Genomic DNA, 18,052 nt, shown 5'->3' with positions numbered 1-18,052 from the left:
GCTGCTATACGAATTTCTGTTCAAGAAGGCAAATCATCTCATCGATATTGACTTTCTTTGCTGCTTTGAAATTCAAATCGACCGAGTAAATTGAAGTTTTGCCAGGCAATGGGAGAAATCAGGATCTACGTCTTCCTTTCTGCCTGCTTTCTTAGAAAGAATTTTCATCCTGCTTTACCTTTATGCGAGGATAGTCAAAAACACCCAATAAGCTTTATTAAAGATATTAAAAACCCATCAACAGAAGGAATCGCCTATAAAATTATATTCTTTGCTTACTGGTTACCTTTTACTTTATTCATTTGGGCTGCACTGAGGATAAAATAAGGAAGGTTTATAGGCAAAAATCCCTATCTTCAAGCCAAGTCTTAACTCTCAAAAGGCGATGGAATGCCAGAATGACCTCCCAAATCTGGCGGTTAATTTATATGCACGCAAAATACAAGAGCGCAATAGTAGGCTGGATTTGTGGATTTATAGTAGCTACAATAATTTTTTTTGACTCTTTTAACCATGTGAAAACAACTTTGTTAGAACTCTTGAACTCGAATACAGCAATGGCAAGTGCAACTATTTTTTATGCATTTTTAACTTATATATTAGTTTCAGAAACTACAAAAATGAGACAAGCTCAAACAGAGCCTGAAATAAGCATAACCATTCAACCAAGTGAAGAGTGGATTAATTTTATAGATATAGTCATAGAAAACGTAGGATTAGGTTCGGCCCGTAATATCCGTTTTGAAGTCATTTCTGACTTTGAATGCGAAAAAGGAAAGTTTGTATCCAATATCGGATATATAAAAAATGGCTTAGATTATTTTGCTCCAAAACAAAAATTGATCTTCTTTCTAACGAGTATGGTTGAAAATTTTGAAGAAAAGATTACTAAGCGTCTTGAAATTAAGGTAATCTATCAAGACAAAACAAATAAATCTTACGACCATATTTTTAAAATCGATTTCTCTCAATTAGAAGGCTTGATTCAATCAGGAAATCCACCCCTTTATATGATAGCTGAGGAAATCAAAAAAATAAAGGAAGACATTCATTTGATTTCTACAGGAAAAAGAATAGAAGTAGTTGCATATACAAAGAATGAAATAGAAGAAGAAAAAAAGGAACAAAAAAAGCTATTAGAGCGATTAAAGAAAAAGCCGTTAGAGTAGGCCTTCCAGTAGTAATAGAGAAAAAAACAACTAAGGGACTACCGGAAAAATAACTTATCCAAATTAGTCACTTTTTGGCAAGATAGAATAATTCCATATTGGATGTAAATCATGAGATTCCATATGCAATTTTGCCATATCTTCATCTGAAAATTTAATTCCTTTCAGATATTCATTCTTATCTAAACGTGCTGCTACAGTAAGACCTTTCTTTGTTGTAGTGGCACCTATGAGTTTAATAATAGCTTCAAAACTGACAAGTGGCGTTCCCTTCCAATTCTTTGAAATAAATGAAAACATGCAATGCTCAATCTTATTCCACTTGCTTGTTCCGGGAGGATAGTGGCAGACCGTTATGGGTATCTTAATCTGATTAACTAATTCCTGTAAATGAATTTTCCAACCTTTATTGCGACTTCCATTACTTCCTCCCCCATCTGAACATATCATTAATCCTTTTGCATTCAGATAGTTGTATCTTCCAAAAAGAAGCCACCATTGCCTGATGCTTTCAACAGCAAATTCAGACGTGTCATAGCTCATCCCCACATTTATCATTCCTTCATTTCTCTTGGGATCATAAATCCCATAAGGTGTCGCTCTTCCAATCCCAAGTGAGGCAAAATCATACACATTTACTTCTCTAGCTTTGCCTTTTTTTGTCCAAATTTGACCAGGATTTTTAAATTCTCCCACATTTTCTTTCTTTTTTGCATCAACTGATATAACTGGATACTCTTGATTTATAAATTCTTTAGCCCGTTCGTTTATATATCTGAACTGGGCGTCTCTTTCTGGTACTGAAGAGCCTTCAATGTTCTTCCTATTCGCTTGAAGTGAGTAATCATTTTCTTTTAAAAGACGACCTACTGTATCTGGATCGATTTTATGGTTTAGCTTTACCAATTCTTCAGCGATTTTATAGGTGGATTTATTTGACCATTTTAGAAGACTCATCGGATCTCCTGAAGTGTTTTCATCCATGATATTTTCAAGATCTTCAATTATTCCAGGATATTTTATTTCTATCTTTTTTCTTCCTCCGCCAGATACTCGAAGTCTTTCTGGTTGTTCAAGTTTCTCTGAGGTTTTGAGTTCTTCTATCCCTTTGCTGATGGTTGAGTGGGACATTCCGGTTAACTCTTCCACCCTTGAGATTCCGCCCCAACCCATTTCAAGTGCTATAGCTCCTGCAAAACGTCTTGCTTGAACTTCATCAGCTCCTGAGAGGGCTTTTAGCCACCATGTATACTGCTTGTTTGTATCCATGCAACCATATATGGTGGCTTACATGATAAGATTAGCTAATTTATTTTTCGGTAATTCCTAAGGGACTGAACAGAGCTTTTCCAGCTGATAAACCATTGAGAATAAATACTACACTTTTATCACAAAAATATAGTATTTCACCCTTTTTTTAGGGACATATTGACCAAAATAAGCAGATACTAGGCTTTAAAAACTATAAAAACTTTTAAATTGTAGTATAGTAAAACTCATCATTCAAAGAGGTCTAATTTTCGCTATCCTTTGACTGTATTCCTAAAAAAAGATTAGTCCTAATGTACTTGTTTCGAGGATGCGTCTAAAGAAGGTAATGGAAGAACTCATGGTTGCACTATTGCAGGTGTGGAACACCCCGGGGATTTAAGCGCAGGATCTACGCGTTCAAAGAGACACCACACCGCGATTGCCTAACTGTATAACCTGACCCTCGCGAGCCGCCAGACACTAGCAGCAATAGTGTTTTTCGAGATAAAACCGGGAAGTCAGGGCACCTCCGCAGCCATAACAGTCCGTATCTCCAGCGAAGGCTTCAACCAATCGATCCATAGTCTCAATAGTTAACTCTTAAAGAAAAAAATTAACTGGTAGCCATAACTACCTGTTTGTGAGCATCAATCTCATCCTGGGCTATGAGTATCCTCTCATGCCGGCAAGCTTGGCGCTCAACCTCACGCATATCATGACCGAACTTGCGTTCCTTGCGAGTAACAACCGTACTTGAGCCAACGACCTTCCCGGGTTTCAGATAGCAGCCAATCGGTCTTAAGGTTGGGAGCGATATCCACTTGTATATTGGGACATCATCGCGGTAACTCGTAGTCTGTATAACCGGAATTTCCCTGTAAGACCAGTTGCCGCTTGAAGCGTCATGAACCCATTCGCGCTTGGTTTCAACGTAGGTCTTTTCAATCCTCCTGGACTCGAAGCCGAGTAGTATCTTACGGTCACGGTACACAGTCCTGTATAAGAATGAGGGTACATATCCTGCCTGGGATTTGCTTCGAGAGGCCATGCCAGTGTCCATCGTATATTCAAGCTCTGAACCTTCTTCCGGGTCATCCCATGTATCCAGGAATTGCTGCGAAGAGTAAGCAGCAAACGTATTATCCTCTTCTCCCATGGATTTACTGAGTTCAGACTCTCGAACCATATTATCGTCACCTACGTAGATTCTACGATGGGTGTACCTGTCTTCCATGTAAGCGCGATATTCCCAAGGAGTCACGCGTATCTTTTCTGCGATTGCCTCCATAACGTTTTCAGGATCGTAACAACCGAGGTACTTGGAGTTATCTCGCATCCTCGATGGCGATGGAGACTTTACCCAGGGATCTATTTTAATAGTTGTCTTAGGATACCTGAGATGTACCTCATGAACGAGTTCTCCGAGTTTGTTGTGATGCTTGCACAGGTCATCGAATCCTGTGCCTCTCAGTTTGCAGATATCAACCTTATCGCAAGATTCAGTGCAAATGAGTGGAACAGGGAACCCTTTCGGGTATATTGTCATATCTTTGAAATCTCTGCGTTCCAGAGAAATGACCTCAATAGCGCGTTTTGGCTTGGCTGGTGAGAACTTACCTGATATGGTCTCCGCCCATCCGCTAAGTGGCATTGGTTCTTTTGGGGTCCAGTGTGACCTCTCTATTCCAACATACTTATCCTGGTTTATCAGCTTTGGAGAAGAATGGAGCCTATTAGACTCCGCTTCCTCTTTTAACAGCTGGTCTATCCTGTTTTCACACATGAATGTGCATTCCTCTTTATGAGGACATTCATCACATATCGGTGCCTTTATAGTTTTCAGGATTGGAAGAGACGACTTTTCAGTCATCTTTACTCGTGTCTGGACAGTAACGCCATATTCATTATCAGTTTGCAGTACATCCTTAATCAGCAGCGAAGTACCTTTAACAACCGCATATTCAGGAGAAACAGTCCATGCAAGTTTCAGGTCTTCATGTATAGTATCCAGAACTGCAACTTCGTTAAACGATTTATCCGATATCGGTTCACCGATCATGTCTCTTGGCACTTCAAGTTCTATATTGTTCATATTTACCTCCAAAAAATCTTGGTCACAGTGCGTCCATGAGTGACTCACGGTCGTCTGCGCCATGGGATTGAAAACCGACTCGCTGATAATGGTGGCGAGCCGTGCGATGCGTCGATGGATAACGGTTTCGGTAGCCCTGTAATAGAATGAGTAAGAAAGAATCAATGGCGGTGGGCATGATGATGGTTGCCCTGCAGTTCGGGGCAATCCTTCATCTTGCCAGACGCCCACCACTTCTTACGTAATTCTTCGTCGTACCCAGCGCGCTTGCGCGCTCGGCTACCGAAAGCGATTATCCTGAGATGCCGCCACCTTTATCTTGCGCGTCGGTTTTCCCGTCGTAGCAGTCCGGTTTCCAAAGGGTGGATAGCCCTTTGGTCGCAATTTGTCCTCGTGTTCGCAACAGCGAACTGGACAGCGATTGCGAGGGGTGTAGGGGCGGTATGTCGAAATTTGGCGCGTCCGGCTGACCGCTCAAGCATGCGAAGGCTGGGGTAGGGTACCCAGCCTTTGCTATTCTCGGCAGCCGGCCATTCCCTTCAGGGAATTGGGTAGGATGCGTATTGCAACAAAAGACGTATTCGCGCAGTTCGCGAATTTTGACGGTTGCAATGTGGGTGGCACGCGCCTAATTTTGACCGAGCCCCGCTGCCGCAGCTATATCCACACGCACCAATGGACAATTGCTTGATTTCTCCTGCATGAAGTGGACTCGCAATGGGTATAGCCGGTAGGGGAGTGATCACACCGTCTGGACGACCAGTGAAGGCGCCGTGAAAGAACGATTTGCAGGAAGTGTTTTTTTTCTGAAAATACAAGGTCCTACTTTCGTGAATGTCTATTCGAGTCAGGCACTTGGTCCTTCTAAAGCCAATGGAGAGATTAATAGAAAGGTAACGGATATATTAAATAGCCTTTCCGATTTATTTTGATAAACCCCAGACTTTACACATCCTTGTTTTAATGGATATGCCTCTCGAATCATGAAAAATTAAAGGCACATCTGAATAGGATGGCCGATTGACCTGGCATAATGCACACAATTGGCAGTCCCGCCGGGTGAGCCATCGAAGAACGCGCATAGAAGTGAAGATAAGTCAACCATACGCACATTCCTGTCCTGGTAAACCGATGCCTTATAGACCGGAGCCAGAACCGACAGCTTTGAACAATATGCGATGTGTGACCGTAGCATGTCAACTTGAGCCTTATTCCACTTGGCAGTCATAACCTTCTGTGGGAAAGGAAGAATCAACCACAGGGTAATACCATGAGTGCGGGCATATTCTGCAGCCAGTGAATCAAGTCCGATAGCACCGCCGGTAATCCATATCGCATCAGGATATTTCGCATGGATCGCAGCCAGAGCCGGGACAACCTCAGATGACCGTAGATGGCGATGGCCAGTAAAAGCAATTCTATCCATGGTAATACCTAAACCCGGCCAGGAATAACCCTGACCTCGAATAACCATCCACCGCAAGCACCGAAACTGACAATCTTCGCCCACCAATCATCGAGAGAGGTAAATCCACTTAGCGAGATATACTGAGTGAGATCCTCTTTACGAGTGACGCGCATAACCCTCTTCTTCGTGCATAATCCAACCTTATCAACCTCAACCTTCGAGAGAACCGAATAACCTTCCCATGATCTAACCGTAAAAACAGCACCATTGGTCACTAAGCAATCCCGAACACATTTAACATCAAACCGCATTTTATTCATAATAACCTCCTGCAGCAATCGAACTACTGCTCGAATCTGCACGTTTCTTGTGGATACCGGCTGAGGGAGTGATGGTTTCCATGCAGTTCGTGGAAACCTTCACCCCTCAGACGGAGGGTAATCGTGTGCAGAGTCGGAGGCGTGTTACGAGCAGGTATAGAGGACTGTACCCAGGAGCTTAAAATCGTACGAGCCTACCGTGAGCGACACTATGCCTGACGCGTCTGGAACAGGAAACTATAGCCCATATTTTCACACTGCTCGGTAGAAACCATCCTTTGGTTCTATTATCTCACCGGCCGACTTGAGCTTCGCGAGGATGCCATCAACGTTCAGCATCGCGTATCCCAGGGCTCTCAGGACATTTGCTATGGTATCCTTCGCGAGAGTTCCCTGTGGTTTATGGGTCTTGAGGATGTCAAGAACCATTTTCTCAGCGTCATCCAGGACATTCGGCGTGGCACCCGGCTTCGGGGCTTCCTTGGGCGGCTCAGGCTTCATTTCCGGCTTTGATGCGCCTGGAGCTTCTTTCTGTTGCTCAGCCGGGCCCTTTGCAGTCTCTTTCTTGCGAGACTTCTTAGTCTTCTCTCCGGGAGCACCTTTTCCCGCATCCTGAACGGGTTTCTCTGGCTCTTTTACTGGAGGTTGAGGGGGTGAAACCGCTTCCTGTTTCGGCGACTCTGGCGGCTTCGTTACCGGAGCTTCCGGAAGCTTAACCTCTGGAGGTTTTGGAGTCTCTGCAGGTTTTACTTCCAGAGCAGTAACAGAGGCCGGGGGAACTGCACCAGCCTGTTCCGAGTCTTCAACAATCTGATCAAGAAGAACCGATATGCTCTTTGCCAGTGAACCGAAGTCATAGTTACCGTAGTAACATTGGACATTCTTGTTGGTCTTAGCATCCATTATGCGTTTGATCGTGTGGACTGATATATCTGCAAGGGCATGGTCCCGTAGCTCCAGAGATACTGACGCTATGGACTCTGCTCTGATTGATACTATTGTCTCTCCGCCCTGCTCAGGCGTATAATGAGAGAGTTTTCCTGAAACAATCACGAAGGAAGGGGCTTCAAGCTTCTGGATAGCCTTCATTGCTTCCGGTTGATACTGGCCTGCATATACGAATATTGCGCCGGTTGGGTCTGCTACCCTGACTCTCCAGAAGGAGTTGTCTGAACCCACATCCTCTTTTTCAACTGCGGTTCCTGCGATCAGGACCCTGTTGACTTCTGCTCCCGTTGGAGAGAGGTATATAGTTGGTTGATACGAGTCCTTCTGCCCGCTTTGAAGTTCTACCACTGTACCGATGAGCTCTGATGCCAGCATCCTGATTGCTGGAAGTCTCTTAAAATTCTCCATTTAACTCACCTCTATGCTTGAAACGAGATTCTTTGCATCTGTCGCCATCTGCCGTGTAATACCAACCACAGGCACTATCTCATCCACAAGGAAATTGCTCGAAAGCTGCGTTCCTGATATTCTGTAATACCGGAAGATCACATTTTCAGCGATCATATCAGATACTACGGCTGTATCCAGAGCTTCGGTTGCGAGCTCTATCGCTCTGGGCAGACTTATTCCAGTGAGCTTCTCTACGATAGCTGCGTTCATTATCAGGTCAATGGTTTGAGGAGGATTGGCTTGTCTTGAATCCTGGAGAACAGCTTTCAGTCGAAGGTCATATACCCCTTCTACTCTGCCATGTTCTGCACAGTTTCCTTTTGTGAGCTTGCGCTTGCACTCGGAGCATCTCTTAATAAGACCTGAACCCGCTGATACCTCAGTTATAATTCCTGTGACTGTAACCGATTGTCTCTTTACCTCGATATCTGTATCAAGCATGATTATTTCAGAGTTCGAATTCGCTTTCACGGAGATCTGACCCTGCCATATTGATGAAACTACATTCCTGAGCTCATATGACTCCCCCTCTTCCAGTATCACATCCAGCTTCTCCGCGCTCTTGGCGAAGATTGTGAGCCTTAGCACCCCGGAGTCATCACCGATGAGACCAGTCTGGCTTATGGAATCACTCTTCGGTTCCCACAGCTGGAGTACCTTACCTCTTATAGTTACCCACTTATTGTCCTCTTTTAAAGAGGCTATTGGGACAAATCCTGCACTTCCAGGCTTGAAGGCATCGAACGGGACATTATACTCTTTTCTGAGCATCGTTACTACCGTTCTTGATGCCTCATTCAGGGGAACCTTGTACCCCAAAAGGCGGTCAAGATTGCTCCTGATCTTATTGCGGTCAATTTCTATACCGGCCGTTTTGAAGCGGCTATAGATATCTTCGATTACTGGATCGATTGTTGATGTATTCATATTCTAAACCTCACTGCATTAAGCAGTCGTTTAACACCTCTTTTGAATTGGAGGTGGCAGTAGCCGTTGCTGACTACTACAATAGGATTTTATGAAAAGTGGCATGATAATGACTTAGGCGCCAAGCGCCGACCCCTGCGCAGTTCGCAGGGGGAAGTCTTTATCAATGCCGCGACATGTGTGAATAGATTGGTTGCGAACTCCATGTATACGCATAAAATTCCATTTTTGGATTTTTATTTGATGTGGAGAAATAAAGAGAAAATATAAGGAGGTATCGGTTCGTACTTTATTAAAAGGGAACAAGGGAAGATAGATTTTGATAGTGAAGGATATTTTAACGAAATCTTCACTGCAGGACAGGAAAAAACATGGATTGTAGTAACTTCATAAATCTCGAAAAAGAGGAGTTTAAAATAATATGGCGATAACATTCACGGATGAAGACCTGATGTATCTTGATAAAGAACAGGATACGCAATTACGTTCAATCAGACTGGCGATCGATGCCTTGAAAGTGAAAGGTAACGCAACATTTTGTAAAAAATGCGGTCACATGATGCAGTATTTTTCAGTGGGGAATGCCAGGTTAATGCAATGCGGTTTCTGCGACAACAGAGTTGCTGAAATGATTGAATTATGAGTTTTTTTCATTTATCCTCCGTGAAATGGAATTTGATGTTACCGGTCCTGTTATAGCAGGTGACTTTAAAAAACTGATCGAAATGGGATTGGCTGAAAAATTTGGAGCTGGCCGTTCCACCCGTTACCGCCTTAAAGTGCAGGTCTAATCGTTAAGTAATCGTTAAGTAAAATCCACTAATCGTAAAGTTAAAGGACATAGACACGAAACCAAAGCAAAGCAATATCAATAGCCCATGGTTAAAAAAACATATTACGAAATATTAGAAGTCGATAAGAAAGCAACCCAGGAAGATATAAAGTCCGCTTACCGCAGACTGGTTATGCTAGATCATCCCGACAAAAACAAGTTACTAGAAGCCGAAGGAATGTTTAAAGGGATCGCAGAGGCTTATTCAGTACTATCAGAACCGGGCAAACGGAAACAATATGATCTGGACAATGAACCGAGAAATGTTCAGCTAAGAAATAAACAAGAAAAGATGTGGCAAATAATAAGAGAACAGAAACAAAGAGAAGCCAGAACAAACCGGATTCTATGGGAATTCCAGGAACAAGAACGTATCAAATATAAAGAAAGAGAAGAAGAAGCGATGAATATTATGTATGCATAATTATAAAAAATTTAGAAACTCCAAAATTCTTTACACTCCCCTTAGCACCTCCCTCAACTTCCACCCTTATTAATATATATTTGAATGCTCTCATAGCATTCCTCACATAACGCCCATGGGGTTTCGCTCTTATCAACGATGGATTTCCAGGAATCAAGTACTATTTCCATGATTTCAGCAGGGTTTTCTTCACCCTCCTCTTTGAGCATATTCTCAGTGGCTTTCAGCATTTTCTCAGGCTTGAATCCATTCCATACAGCAATTGTAATTGATTCAGGGGACTCTATGTGTTTCACGTCTTTCATTTTTCCGAGTGGTTTTGAACATATGTCACATTGCACCTGGGCACTTTCGTCCATATCCGACATCTGCATAGTTGTTTCAAGTATGTTCAATCCATCATTTCCCATTTCAACAAGAAGTGTTTCTGAAGGAACATCGATTCGGGTCATTATTTTATCATCTAATCTCCATTAATTTTGTATCAACCATTGTCGCATGCAGTTATGACAATTACTTGGTTAAATGCTTTGATGATCTGGGAATTTTCAAAGTAATCTTCATTGTCTAAAATGGAGGGAGCAATATCAGATTCAATTGCTTCATATAGGATAGGTGTGCGAATTATTTTGAAATTGTTATGTTCAATATAAAGCATCTCAATTTCTCTTCCAGATAAACCTGTTTTTAATAGTTTTACTCTTTCTTGAGCAGTTTCAAACATGACCCCTCAAGATATGTCACTCGTTTTCGATCGTAATTGTTATTAACAAGCATTATTTCGCCACTTTTAATGAGTTGATCTCTTTCTCCTGTTCAACCAGTATAGATAGGAAAATAGCATGCATCGGGTCATGAGTCGGTACAACCGTACAAGAATGAAGCATTTTCCCTCGCCTTGTTCATCAGACTATCAAAAGCGAGTCTATCCTCTCCACGCAGTGCCCTACGAAAATCCGATAACTCTTAAATTATCTCTTCAAGCAGCATTCGAAAGCTCGGAACAGTCCGGCCCATTGTTACATCCCTCCATATTTCAGTATGAGCCTTTTTGTTCTAATTGATTCTTCTTCCTAAGAAAATGCCTCAGTAGTTGTTGTTATCCAAAGAGCTACATTTGATTGATTGACAGATAGATTGATATATCAAGGTTACATGATAAGTACTATGATCCAAAGATTGGATGTGGAAAACAACTGGAAGAAAGTGATCTCAAATCTATCCACAGAGACTACTTTCAAGCTTCCAAAAGGATCTGAATTTACTGCAATCTCAGACCCTGTTAAAAACACAATTACCATAACCCCAAAACAAACAGGAATATCCCGAACAATCGGTAAACAAGAATGGACTCGATTCGCTGAGAAGTTCAACGAGGTCATAGATTCCGATTATGACCCCATGAGACCAGGACATTATGCAAAGATAAGCTTCAATGCATCTTATTTAATTGCAATAATAAAAATGTAAATCAAATATCTATCCAATCATTTAGATAATCACATTATGCAAGACACAAAAACAACATCCCCCTCCAATTATACACCAAACCCTGATATCATTGACAATGACTCAGTGCATTTTGACCAAACAATCCATGATTTCTTAGAACATGGTACGGAAGCTAATTTTGCAACAGGATACTTCTATCTAAATGGATTTAGACTTTTAAAAGACGATTTAAAAGATCTGAAAGTTATCAACATATTAATGAGTCCAAAAACAAACAGAACAACATATGAAGAAATTGCCGCCGGATATGATGCAAAAAAAGAGATTACCAATGATTTGCATAAAGACTCTCAGAACCTTTCGGAAGGAAGCCCACAACTTAAGAGTTTAGTAGAACTGAGAGATTTAATCAAAGAAGGAAAAGTAAACTTCCGTGTTTATACCAAATGTGATAAGAATATATTTCATTCAAAGTTATACATTATCTTTAGAGATGATGCAGTAACCCCACAAATAGCTATAATCGGATCGAGTAATTTCACAGAACCTGGGATGAGAGGCAACACGGAACTAAACTATGTCATAAAGGACTATGCAACCATAAAAGACCTCAATAAATGGTTCATGAAAATGTTCAATCAAGCTGAGGAGTTTAACAAAGATCTAATCACCATAATAGAAAGCTCCCCAGCTATCAAACAACATCAAGCTGCACAGATTGACCCTGATTATATAACACCATTTGAACTTTATAAATATATCATCTACAGGTATCTGAACGAAGATATAACAGTATATGAGAGTGTGTTAGCAGAGTTTCAGAAACTAGGTGTTGAGAACGCCAAGGAAAAGATAAGGAAATACAACGGAGTAATAGTCTCGGATTCCGTAGGACTCGGCAAAAGTTTCATCGGTGGCGATTTGATCAAATGGTATCGGGACCAGAACAAACGAATACTGCTCATTGTCCCTGCAAGTCTCATCGAACAATGGAGAAACTTGTTGGAGACAGACGGCATCTCTGAAGAACAACCTTATTTTGGTCTTTCAGTGGACGATATAGGAATAAAGATAATATCCGATACTAAGTTCAGCAACCACTCTGAAAATGAAATATTAAAAGAATATGGAAGCTTTGACGTGGTTCTCATAGATGAAGCACACAATTTTCGGAACAGTGAACCGAACCGTTACACCAACATCCAAAAGTTGAAAGGTCGGACATTTATTCTGCTCACAGCTACACCATTGAACAATACAATCCGAGATTTAAAGAATCTAGTCAATATATTCACAAACCAGATAACACTTAGAAATGAACACTTGGATTTTAATGCATTCGATGAGTACTATAAGTTGTCTAAGAACGTTATAGATAAAACAACATCGCCTGAAGATATTGTGAAACTTGATAAGACAATACATGAGATTGGCAAAATACTTGACGAAGTAATGATTCTACGCACCAGGAAGATCATTAAAGAGAAATATCCCAATCTTGATATCCAGGGCAAGAATCTAGAGTTTCCCACACCAAAGATTTATCCTATGGAGTACAGGTTATCGTCTAGTTACGAACCTATTTACCAGAACATCGATACATTCATATCAAGTTTAAAGCTTCCACACCTGTATGTCGTGAATCAGTCAAATGGAAAGACACTAGAAGGACTGTTCAAAGTACTACTTCTGAAACGACTCGAAAGCAGTGTGTATTCGTTCATAAAGTCTCTGAACCATATAATAGAGAAAGAGACCAATCTGAAAGAAGACATAAATAAGCTCGGATTCAACACAGCTATAGGTTTACGGAAAAATGATCTCGAAAAGATCGATGAACAGATCAGTGCCGACATTGATCTCAGTGCATTTATAGATGAGAACGTGTCTGATGGCAAGTTCGAGGATATGACAGAATCGGAGGTTCTGAATGCGATCGAATTCGATATACATACAATTACCGAGTTTCTGAAGACATTTCTCCTGAAAGTAAAAAGAAGCAATGGAGAATATGATTTCGACGATGATAAACTGGACAGGATAATAAGGATCCTCCTGCAGAAAAGAAAGGATAAGATTCTCATCTTCACTCAGTTCCGCACAACTGCAGAGTACCTATATTATCATCTAAAGGAGATTGATATTAACAGAAATGTTAAAATGGTACTTGGCGGAGAGACATCTCCATCCGGTCGAAAAGTACAGTATAAAGAAAATGGAAAGATCAAAGAACGTTCTCTTTCCCATAGGGATCTTAAGGTCAGGTTGTTCAGCCCGAAATCATATAACTTTAAATTAGAGTCAAATGAACGTGAAATTGATATTCTGATCTCGACCGATACCCTGAGTGAAGGAGTGAACTTGCAAGATTGCAGTCTTATTATTAACTATGACCTACCTTGGAACCCAACAAAGATAATGCAGAGAGTAGGCAGGGTTGATAGAATAGGTAACAAAAATCAAGTCACAGTATACAACTTCTTCCCTGACAAGGGTATTGAAAGTTTGTTAAAACTTCTTGAAAAACTGCAGAACAAGATAAAAAACATAGCAACAATCATAGGAAAAGAAAATGGTATACTCCATGGAGAAGAGAACATCAATATCAAGACCATAGGAGAGAAGATAACTGAAATGAGAAGCTTCACGGATATAATAGAGTTCGAAGATAAAACAAAGAACCCTATATTCGGCAATATCGGAGATGAGAGAGAAGCACAGATAAGGTTCAGATTAAGGTCTAACATCAAAGAGTTGGGTTTATCCCGAAGCGATTTTAAAGAATATGGGAATGTGCCTTACAGCATATCAGGAACCGGAAAGAAAGGACTATTCTCAATGTACAGGATATACGATACAAAGGATGGGCATAAGTTCAAAGATGTCCTTCTATTTTATGATACTGATTCTAAGAAAGTCTCTGAAATAACACCACTAGATATACAGATTATGCCGGGCACACTCGGACACACAAGACTCGCAGGTAATGAAACGATAGATATCGAACCTGGTATGAAACAAATAACTGAACAGTTTGAAGAAATGTTCTTCACATTAAAAAGCGGGTACAGTGATGTTGAAATGATTACGGGATTCAAGATATCTAAGGTTCAAGAGATGGTTATCAAATACCTGAAGGATGTTCTGAAAACAAGGTCTCTGAATGAGGATATCCAACGACAGAAAAGCACACTCTACGATCTCAAGAGCATCTATACAAACGTATTCCTCAGCCAGGGAGATGCTGCGAAGTTGAATAAGATGTTCGAAAAAGGTGTGTTTATTACAGATGTAGAGAGATTCATAAAGATACTGAAAGAGTTCAGGAAAGAAATTATAAACAAAAACCCAGACTATCAGAAATCCCTGAGAAGTGAAAAGAATATCGAATATAAACAGATATGCTGGGGCGCGTTTATATGACCGAAATAACCAGAGAAGATATCCTTAAGATAAACAACATGAACGACGTTGTAAATATGTTCAAAGGAAAAGGATTCTCAGAACATAAAATTGTAGATAATAATGCGGTCATGAAGATTTCTGAAGAAAAAGACCTCCTCAAGATAGTGTTGATAGATTCGTTATCAGATCTCCAGAAATATCATTCATACCTAAAATATCCAGTGGAATATCTACTGTTGATCACAACAAATTTCGAGAACTTCGCATTCTTGAAGAAAGGGTTTACCAAACTCGATACTGAGAAGTTCTCCACGTTCAAGTTCAATAAATCAAACATTTCCAGGACCACAATTAAGAAGCTGAACGGTCTGAGTTTTGACAAAACAGATACATTCGAAAGCATGTTCGTTGTTAAAGAAGTTGTAAAAAGATTCTTTGATCAATTCGAAAAAGAACACGAAAAGTTCTCAAAAGAAATAACTGGGATTTCAGTTACAGAAACAAGAGACTGGTATGCTTCCATAATCATTAATCGTTTGATGTTCATCTATTTCCTTCAGAAGAAGAAACTACTATTCAATAACATAAAGAAATGTTATGATGAATATTATCTGAGGTCAATACTAGAATCTGCACCACCGGAAAGCATTGATAAGTTTTACACAAAGTTTCTGAGGACTCTATTCTTCGAAGGATTTGCCAAACGCTACGAGGAAAGATCACATGAAGCAAAAGATCTACTTGGAGATAAAATACAGTACTTGAACGGTGGCTTATTTCTAAAACATAAGATCGAAATCGACAACCCAGATATAAATATCAAAGATCAAGCTTTTGAAGACTTATTCACATTCTTTGATGAATGGTCATGGTATCTGGATGATAGACATTTTGATGATGAACAGCAAGTCTCCGCAGATGAGGAGATTAATCCTGATGTACTTGGTTATATTTTTGAAAAATACGTCAACCAGAGACAAATGGGTGCATATTATACAAAAGAAGATATTACAGGAAACATCAGCAAGAACACGATAATCCCATTCATATTTAATAAAGTCCAGACAGAACACCCAGAAGCATTCACAAGTAAAGAGTCAAGATGGCACCTCTTAAAAGATAATCCCGATGAATACTTCTATCCTGCAATGAAGAAAGGCATCAAAGATGCTAATGGCAACCCTATAGTTCTTCCTGATAACATAACCGCAGGGATACGAGATGTATCGAAACGGACTGACTGGAACAAACCTGCTGATGAAAAGTATGCTTTAGAAACCGAGACCTGGCGTGAGGTAGTTGCCAGGCGAACCAGATATGAAGATATCCTGGATATGATGAAGAAAGGAGATATCAAATCAATTGACGATTTGATTACCTACAACCTCAACATCAACAAGTTTGCAAGGGATTATATCAGAACTATAAATGATCCTGTAATTCTACTGTCGTTCTATACCGTTATAACGAAAATAACTGTATTGGACTTGACCTGCGGTTCCGGCGCGTTCCTGTTCGCTGGACTTAATGTACTCGAGCCACTTTATGAAGCATGCCTTGATAAAATGCAGTCTCTCTCGGAGTCTTCTCCCGACCTGTGCAAAGACTTCGTCAAGATACAGAATAACATCCTCGAACATCCCAACCGACGGTACTTCATTCTAAAAACCATAATCCTCAACAACCTATATGGTGTAGACATTATGGAAGAAGCGGTGGAGATATGCAAACTGCGACTGTTCCTTAAACTTGTGGCTAACATGGAGAACACCAACGAGATCAGACCTTTGCCTGATATTGATTATAATATACGATGTGGTAATACTCTGGTGGGCTATACCAATAAAAGTGAGGTAGATAGTGCCGTTCGCACAAATAAGATTGGTGAGGGAAAAACTGACCAACTGAAGTTAAGAAAAGTGATGACTCGTTTAACTCAATACCAAACCGTCTTCATAACAGAAGATATAATTGATAGAATGGGTGATATTGAAAAAGAATGTAGTGCAGTTGATAAAGCGTTCAAAGAATTCAAAAGGCTTCAGACAAAACCCGATATAAACCCGAATATGCAGGCTGTCGCCAAGAAGAAACTTGAGTTCAAGTTGGCAGATTTGAGGAATAAATTAAATAGGTATCTTTTCGCTGAATATGGGTTAGATGAGTTGAAAAAAGATAAAGATCTACAGTATGAAGAGTGGCGTAAGACACACCTTCCCTTCCATTGGTATACGGAGTTTCATGAAATTATCCAGAGCGGCGGGTTTGATGTCATTATTGGAAATCCCCCGTATGTCGAGTATAATTTGGTCAAAACAAAGTACACAGTCCGAGATCCGCAACTAATGCTTGGAGGAAACCTCCACTCAATGGTAACTTACAGAAGTTTAACTCTTTGTCACGATAAATCTTACTTGTCGATGATTGTACCTGTGGCACTTATGAGCACAGATAGAATGGCAAGTATTCGCAAAGCGTTAAATGACAATTCAAATGTATGGCTGAGTAATTATGCTATTCGACCAAGCAAACTTTTCACAGGGGCGGAGCAAAGACTTACTATTTTCATTGCTTATCGAGGAGGCAACGAAGACATCTGGACGACCCAGTACATCAAATGGAATTCGGACGAACGAGATTATGTGTTCAGTGGCCTTGAATACTCAAAGTGGTCAAAAGACAAGACATTACGAGATGTGTGGCCGAAACTTGGCAGCCCTGTGGCAGAAGATATTCTTCGCAAAGTAGAAAAACAAGATGTTTCGATAGCTGATTGCTTGGGCAATGATACTTCCAGCGTTTTGTACCATAAGAACACTGGAATCGGCTATTTTGTGGTAGTAACAAAGAAGCCACCCGAGTGCTTTATCAACGGCAAAAAAGAACCAAGCTCGCGTGAGACGGCATTGAGACTAAAAAATCCCAAATTAATCGCAGTCGTTCATTGTGTTTTGAGCAGCTCCCTCTATTTCGTTGTCTATCAACAATTGAGTAACTGCCGCGATCTTAATCCTTCAGACATCCAGACATTCCGTATACCTGCGTCTTTGTTAGATGAACCAACGCTGGAAAGACTATCCCAGGACTTGCAGACAGGTATGGAGGCAAATTCTTGGTTTCAGGTTAGGCATCAACAACAGACAGGTGAAGTGAGAATCCAATCCTTTACTCCTTCTTTATCTAAGCCCATCATAGACGAGATTGACCGCGTGCTGGCGCAGCATTATGGATTCACGGAAGAAGAACTAGATTATATAATAAACTACGACATCAAGTATCGTATGGGACAGGATAACGAAAACGAAGAATAATTGATCGATTTACCTTTACAATCTTCATACTTTACGCCCGATTCCTCAATTACCAGTAAGTAG

Annotated in this window: 15 protein-coding genes; 7 read left to right on the top strand and 8 right to left on the bottom strand. The window is 40.6% G+C overall.

The genetic code is table 11. The features are described 5' to 3' along the window. Positions 1 to 398: 398 nt before the first annotated feature. Positions 399 to 1,169, top strand: a complete 771-nt coding sequence (locus tag CL181_RS06670) for a hypothetical protein (RefSeq protein WP_141398819.1) — start codon at positions 399 to 401, stop codon at positions 1,167 to 1,169. A 63-nt stretch (positions 1,170 to 1,232) separates the two neighbouring features. Here the strand turns inward: CL181_RS06670 and CL181_RS06665 are convergent, their stop codons facing one another. The 6 genes from CL181_RS06665 to CL181_RS06640 all read right to left on the bottom strand — a co-directional run bounded on the left by CL181_RS06665 (position 1,233) and on the right by CL181_RS06640 (position 8,565). Continuing rightward, on the bottom strand, positions 1,233 to 2,438 hold the full coding sequence (locus CL181_RS06665; RefSeq protein WP_097298527.1) for an ISAzo13 family transposase: 1,206 nt from the start codon (positions 2,436 to 2,438) through the stop codon (positions 1,233 to 1,235). 595 nt (positions 2,439 to 3,033) lie between these two features. Beyond that, on the bottom strand, positions 3,034 to 4,512 hold the full coding sequence (locus tag CL181_RS06660; protein WP_097298526.1) for a hypothetical protein: 1,479 nt from the start codon (positions 4,510 to 4,512) through the stop codon (positions 3,034 to 3,036). Between the two features lie 991 nt (positions 4,513 to 5,503). After that, entirely contained in the window at positions 5,504 to 5,986 is a 483-nt protein-coding gene (locus tag CL181_RS06655) for an SLOG family protein (protein WP_097298525.1), read from the bottom strand. Then, complete coding sequence (locus CL181_RS06650; RefSeq protein WP_097298524.1) at positions 5,947 to 6,240, bottom strand: hypothetical protein; 294 nt, start codon at positions 6,238 to 6,240, stop codon at positions 5,947 to 5,949. The genes CL181_RS06655 and CL181_RS06650 overlap by 40 nt, the downstream gene beginning before the upstream one ends. A 252-nt stretch (positions 6,241 to 6,492) precedes the next feature. After that, positions 6,493 to 7,596 carry a hypothetical protein gene (locus tag CL181_RS06645; protein ID WP_097298523.1) on the bottom strand — a complete coding sequence of 368 codons (1,104 nt, stop codon included), beginning with the start codon at positions 7,594 to 7,596 and terminating at the stop codon, positions 6,493 to 6,495. Beyond that, on the bottom strand, positions 7,597 to 8,565 hold the full coding sequence (locus CL181_RS06640; protein ID WP_097298522.1) for a replication factor A: 969 nt from the start codon (positions 8,563 to 8,565) through the stop codon (positions 7,597 to 7,599). It lies immediately after the preceding gene. Positions 8,566 to 8,986: 421 nt separating this feature from the next. Here CL181_RS06640 and CL181_RS06635 point away from each other — a divergent pair, with 421 nt between their 5' ends. From CL181_RS06635 to CL181_RS21365, 3 genes are all read left to right on the top strand, one after another. After that, a complete protein-coding gene (locus CL181_RS06635) occupies positions 8,987 to 9,208 on the top strand; it encodes a hypothetical protein (protein WP_097298521.1) in 222 nt (73 codons plus the stop codon). 25 nt (positions 9,209 to 9,233) lie between these two features. Beyond that, positions 9,234 to 9,356 (top strand): hypothetical protein, encoded by a 123-nt coding sequence (locus CL181_RS21110; protein WP_255251460.1) that lies wholly within the window; start codon positions 9,234 to 9,236, stop codon positions 9,354 to 9,356. A gap of 87 nt (positions 9,357 to 9,443) precedes the next feature. Further along, the gene (locus CL181_RS21365) at positions 9,444 to 9,821 is read left to right on the top strand and encodes a DnaJ domain-containing protein (protein WP_097298520.1); all 378 of its coding nucleotides are present in this window, start codon (positions 9,444 to 9,446) and stop codon (positions 9,819 to 9,821) included. 53 nt (positions 9,822 to 9,874) lie between these two features. Here CL181_RS21365 and CL181_RS06625 read toward each other — a convergent pair whose 3' ends face one another. Both CL181_RS06625 and CL181_RS06620 read right to left on the bottom strand, forming a co-directional pair. After that, positions 9,875 to 10,273, bottom strand: a complete 399-nt coding sequence (locus tag CL181_RS06625; protein ID WP_097298519.1) for a hypothetical protein — start codon at positions 10,271 to 10,273, stop codon at positions 9,875 to 9,877. Between the two features lie 32 nt (positions 10,274 to 10,305). Next, positions 10,306 to 10,545, bottom strand: coding sequence for a hypothetical protein (locus CL181_RS06620; protein WP_097298518.1), 240 nt, complete (start codon positions 10,543 to 10,545; stop codon positions 10,306 to 10,308). Positions 10,546 to 10,988: 443 nt separating this feature from the next. On the opposite strand from CL181_RS06620, the gene CL181_RS06615 reads away from it, so the two are divergent. The 3 genes from CL181_RS06615 to CL181_RS06605 are packed head-to-tail and all read left to right on the top strand — an operon-like array spanning position 10,989 to position 17,989. After that, entirely contained in the window at positions 10,989 to 11,291 is a 303-nt protein-coding gene (locus CL181_RS06615) for a hypothetical protein (protein WP_097298517.1), read from the top strand. Between the two features lie 36 nt (positions 11,292 to 11,327). Further along, on the top strand, positions 11,328 to 14,696 hold the full coding sequence (locus tag CL181_RS06610; RefSeq protein ID WP_097298516.1) for a helicase-related protein: 3,369 nt from the start codon (positions 11,328 to 11,330) through the stop codon (positions 14,694 to 14,696). Continuing rightward, on the top strand, positions 14,693 to 17,989 hold the full coding sequence (locus CL181_RS06605) for an Eco57I restriction-modification methylase domain-containing protein (protein ID WP_176505100.1): 3,297 nt from the start codon (positions 14,693 to 14,695) through the stop codon (positions 17,987 to 17,989). The genes CL181_RS06610 and CL181_RS06605 overlap by 4 nt, the downstream gene beginning before the upstream one ends. Positions 17,990 to 18,052 lie beyond the last annotated feature (63 nt).

It is taken from the genome of Candidatus Methanoperedens sp. BLZ2 (assembly GCF_002487355.1).
In the GTDB taxonomy this organism is placed as follows: Archaea; Halobacteriota; Methanosarcinia; order Methanosarcinales; family Methanoperedenaceae; genus Methanoperedens.
This window is presented reverse-complemented; position numbering and strand designations above follow the sequence as displayed.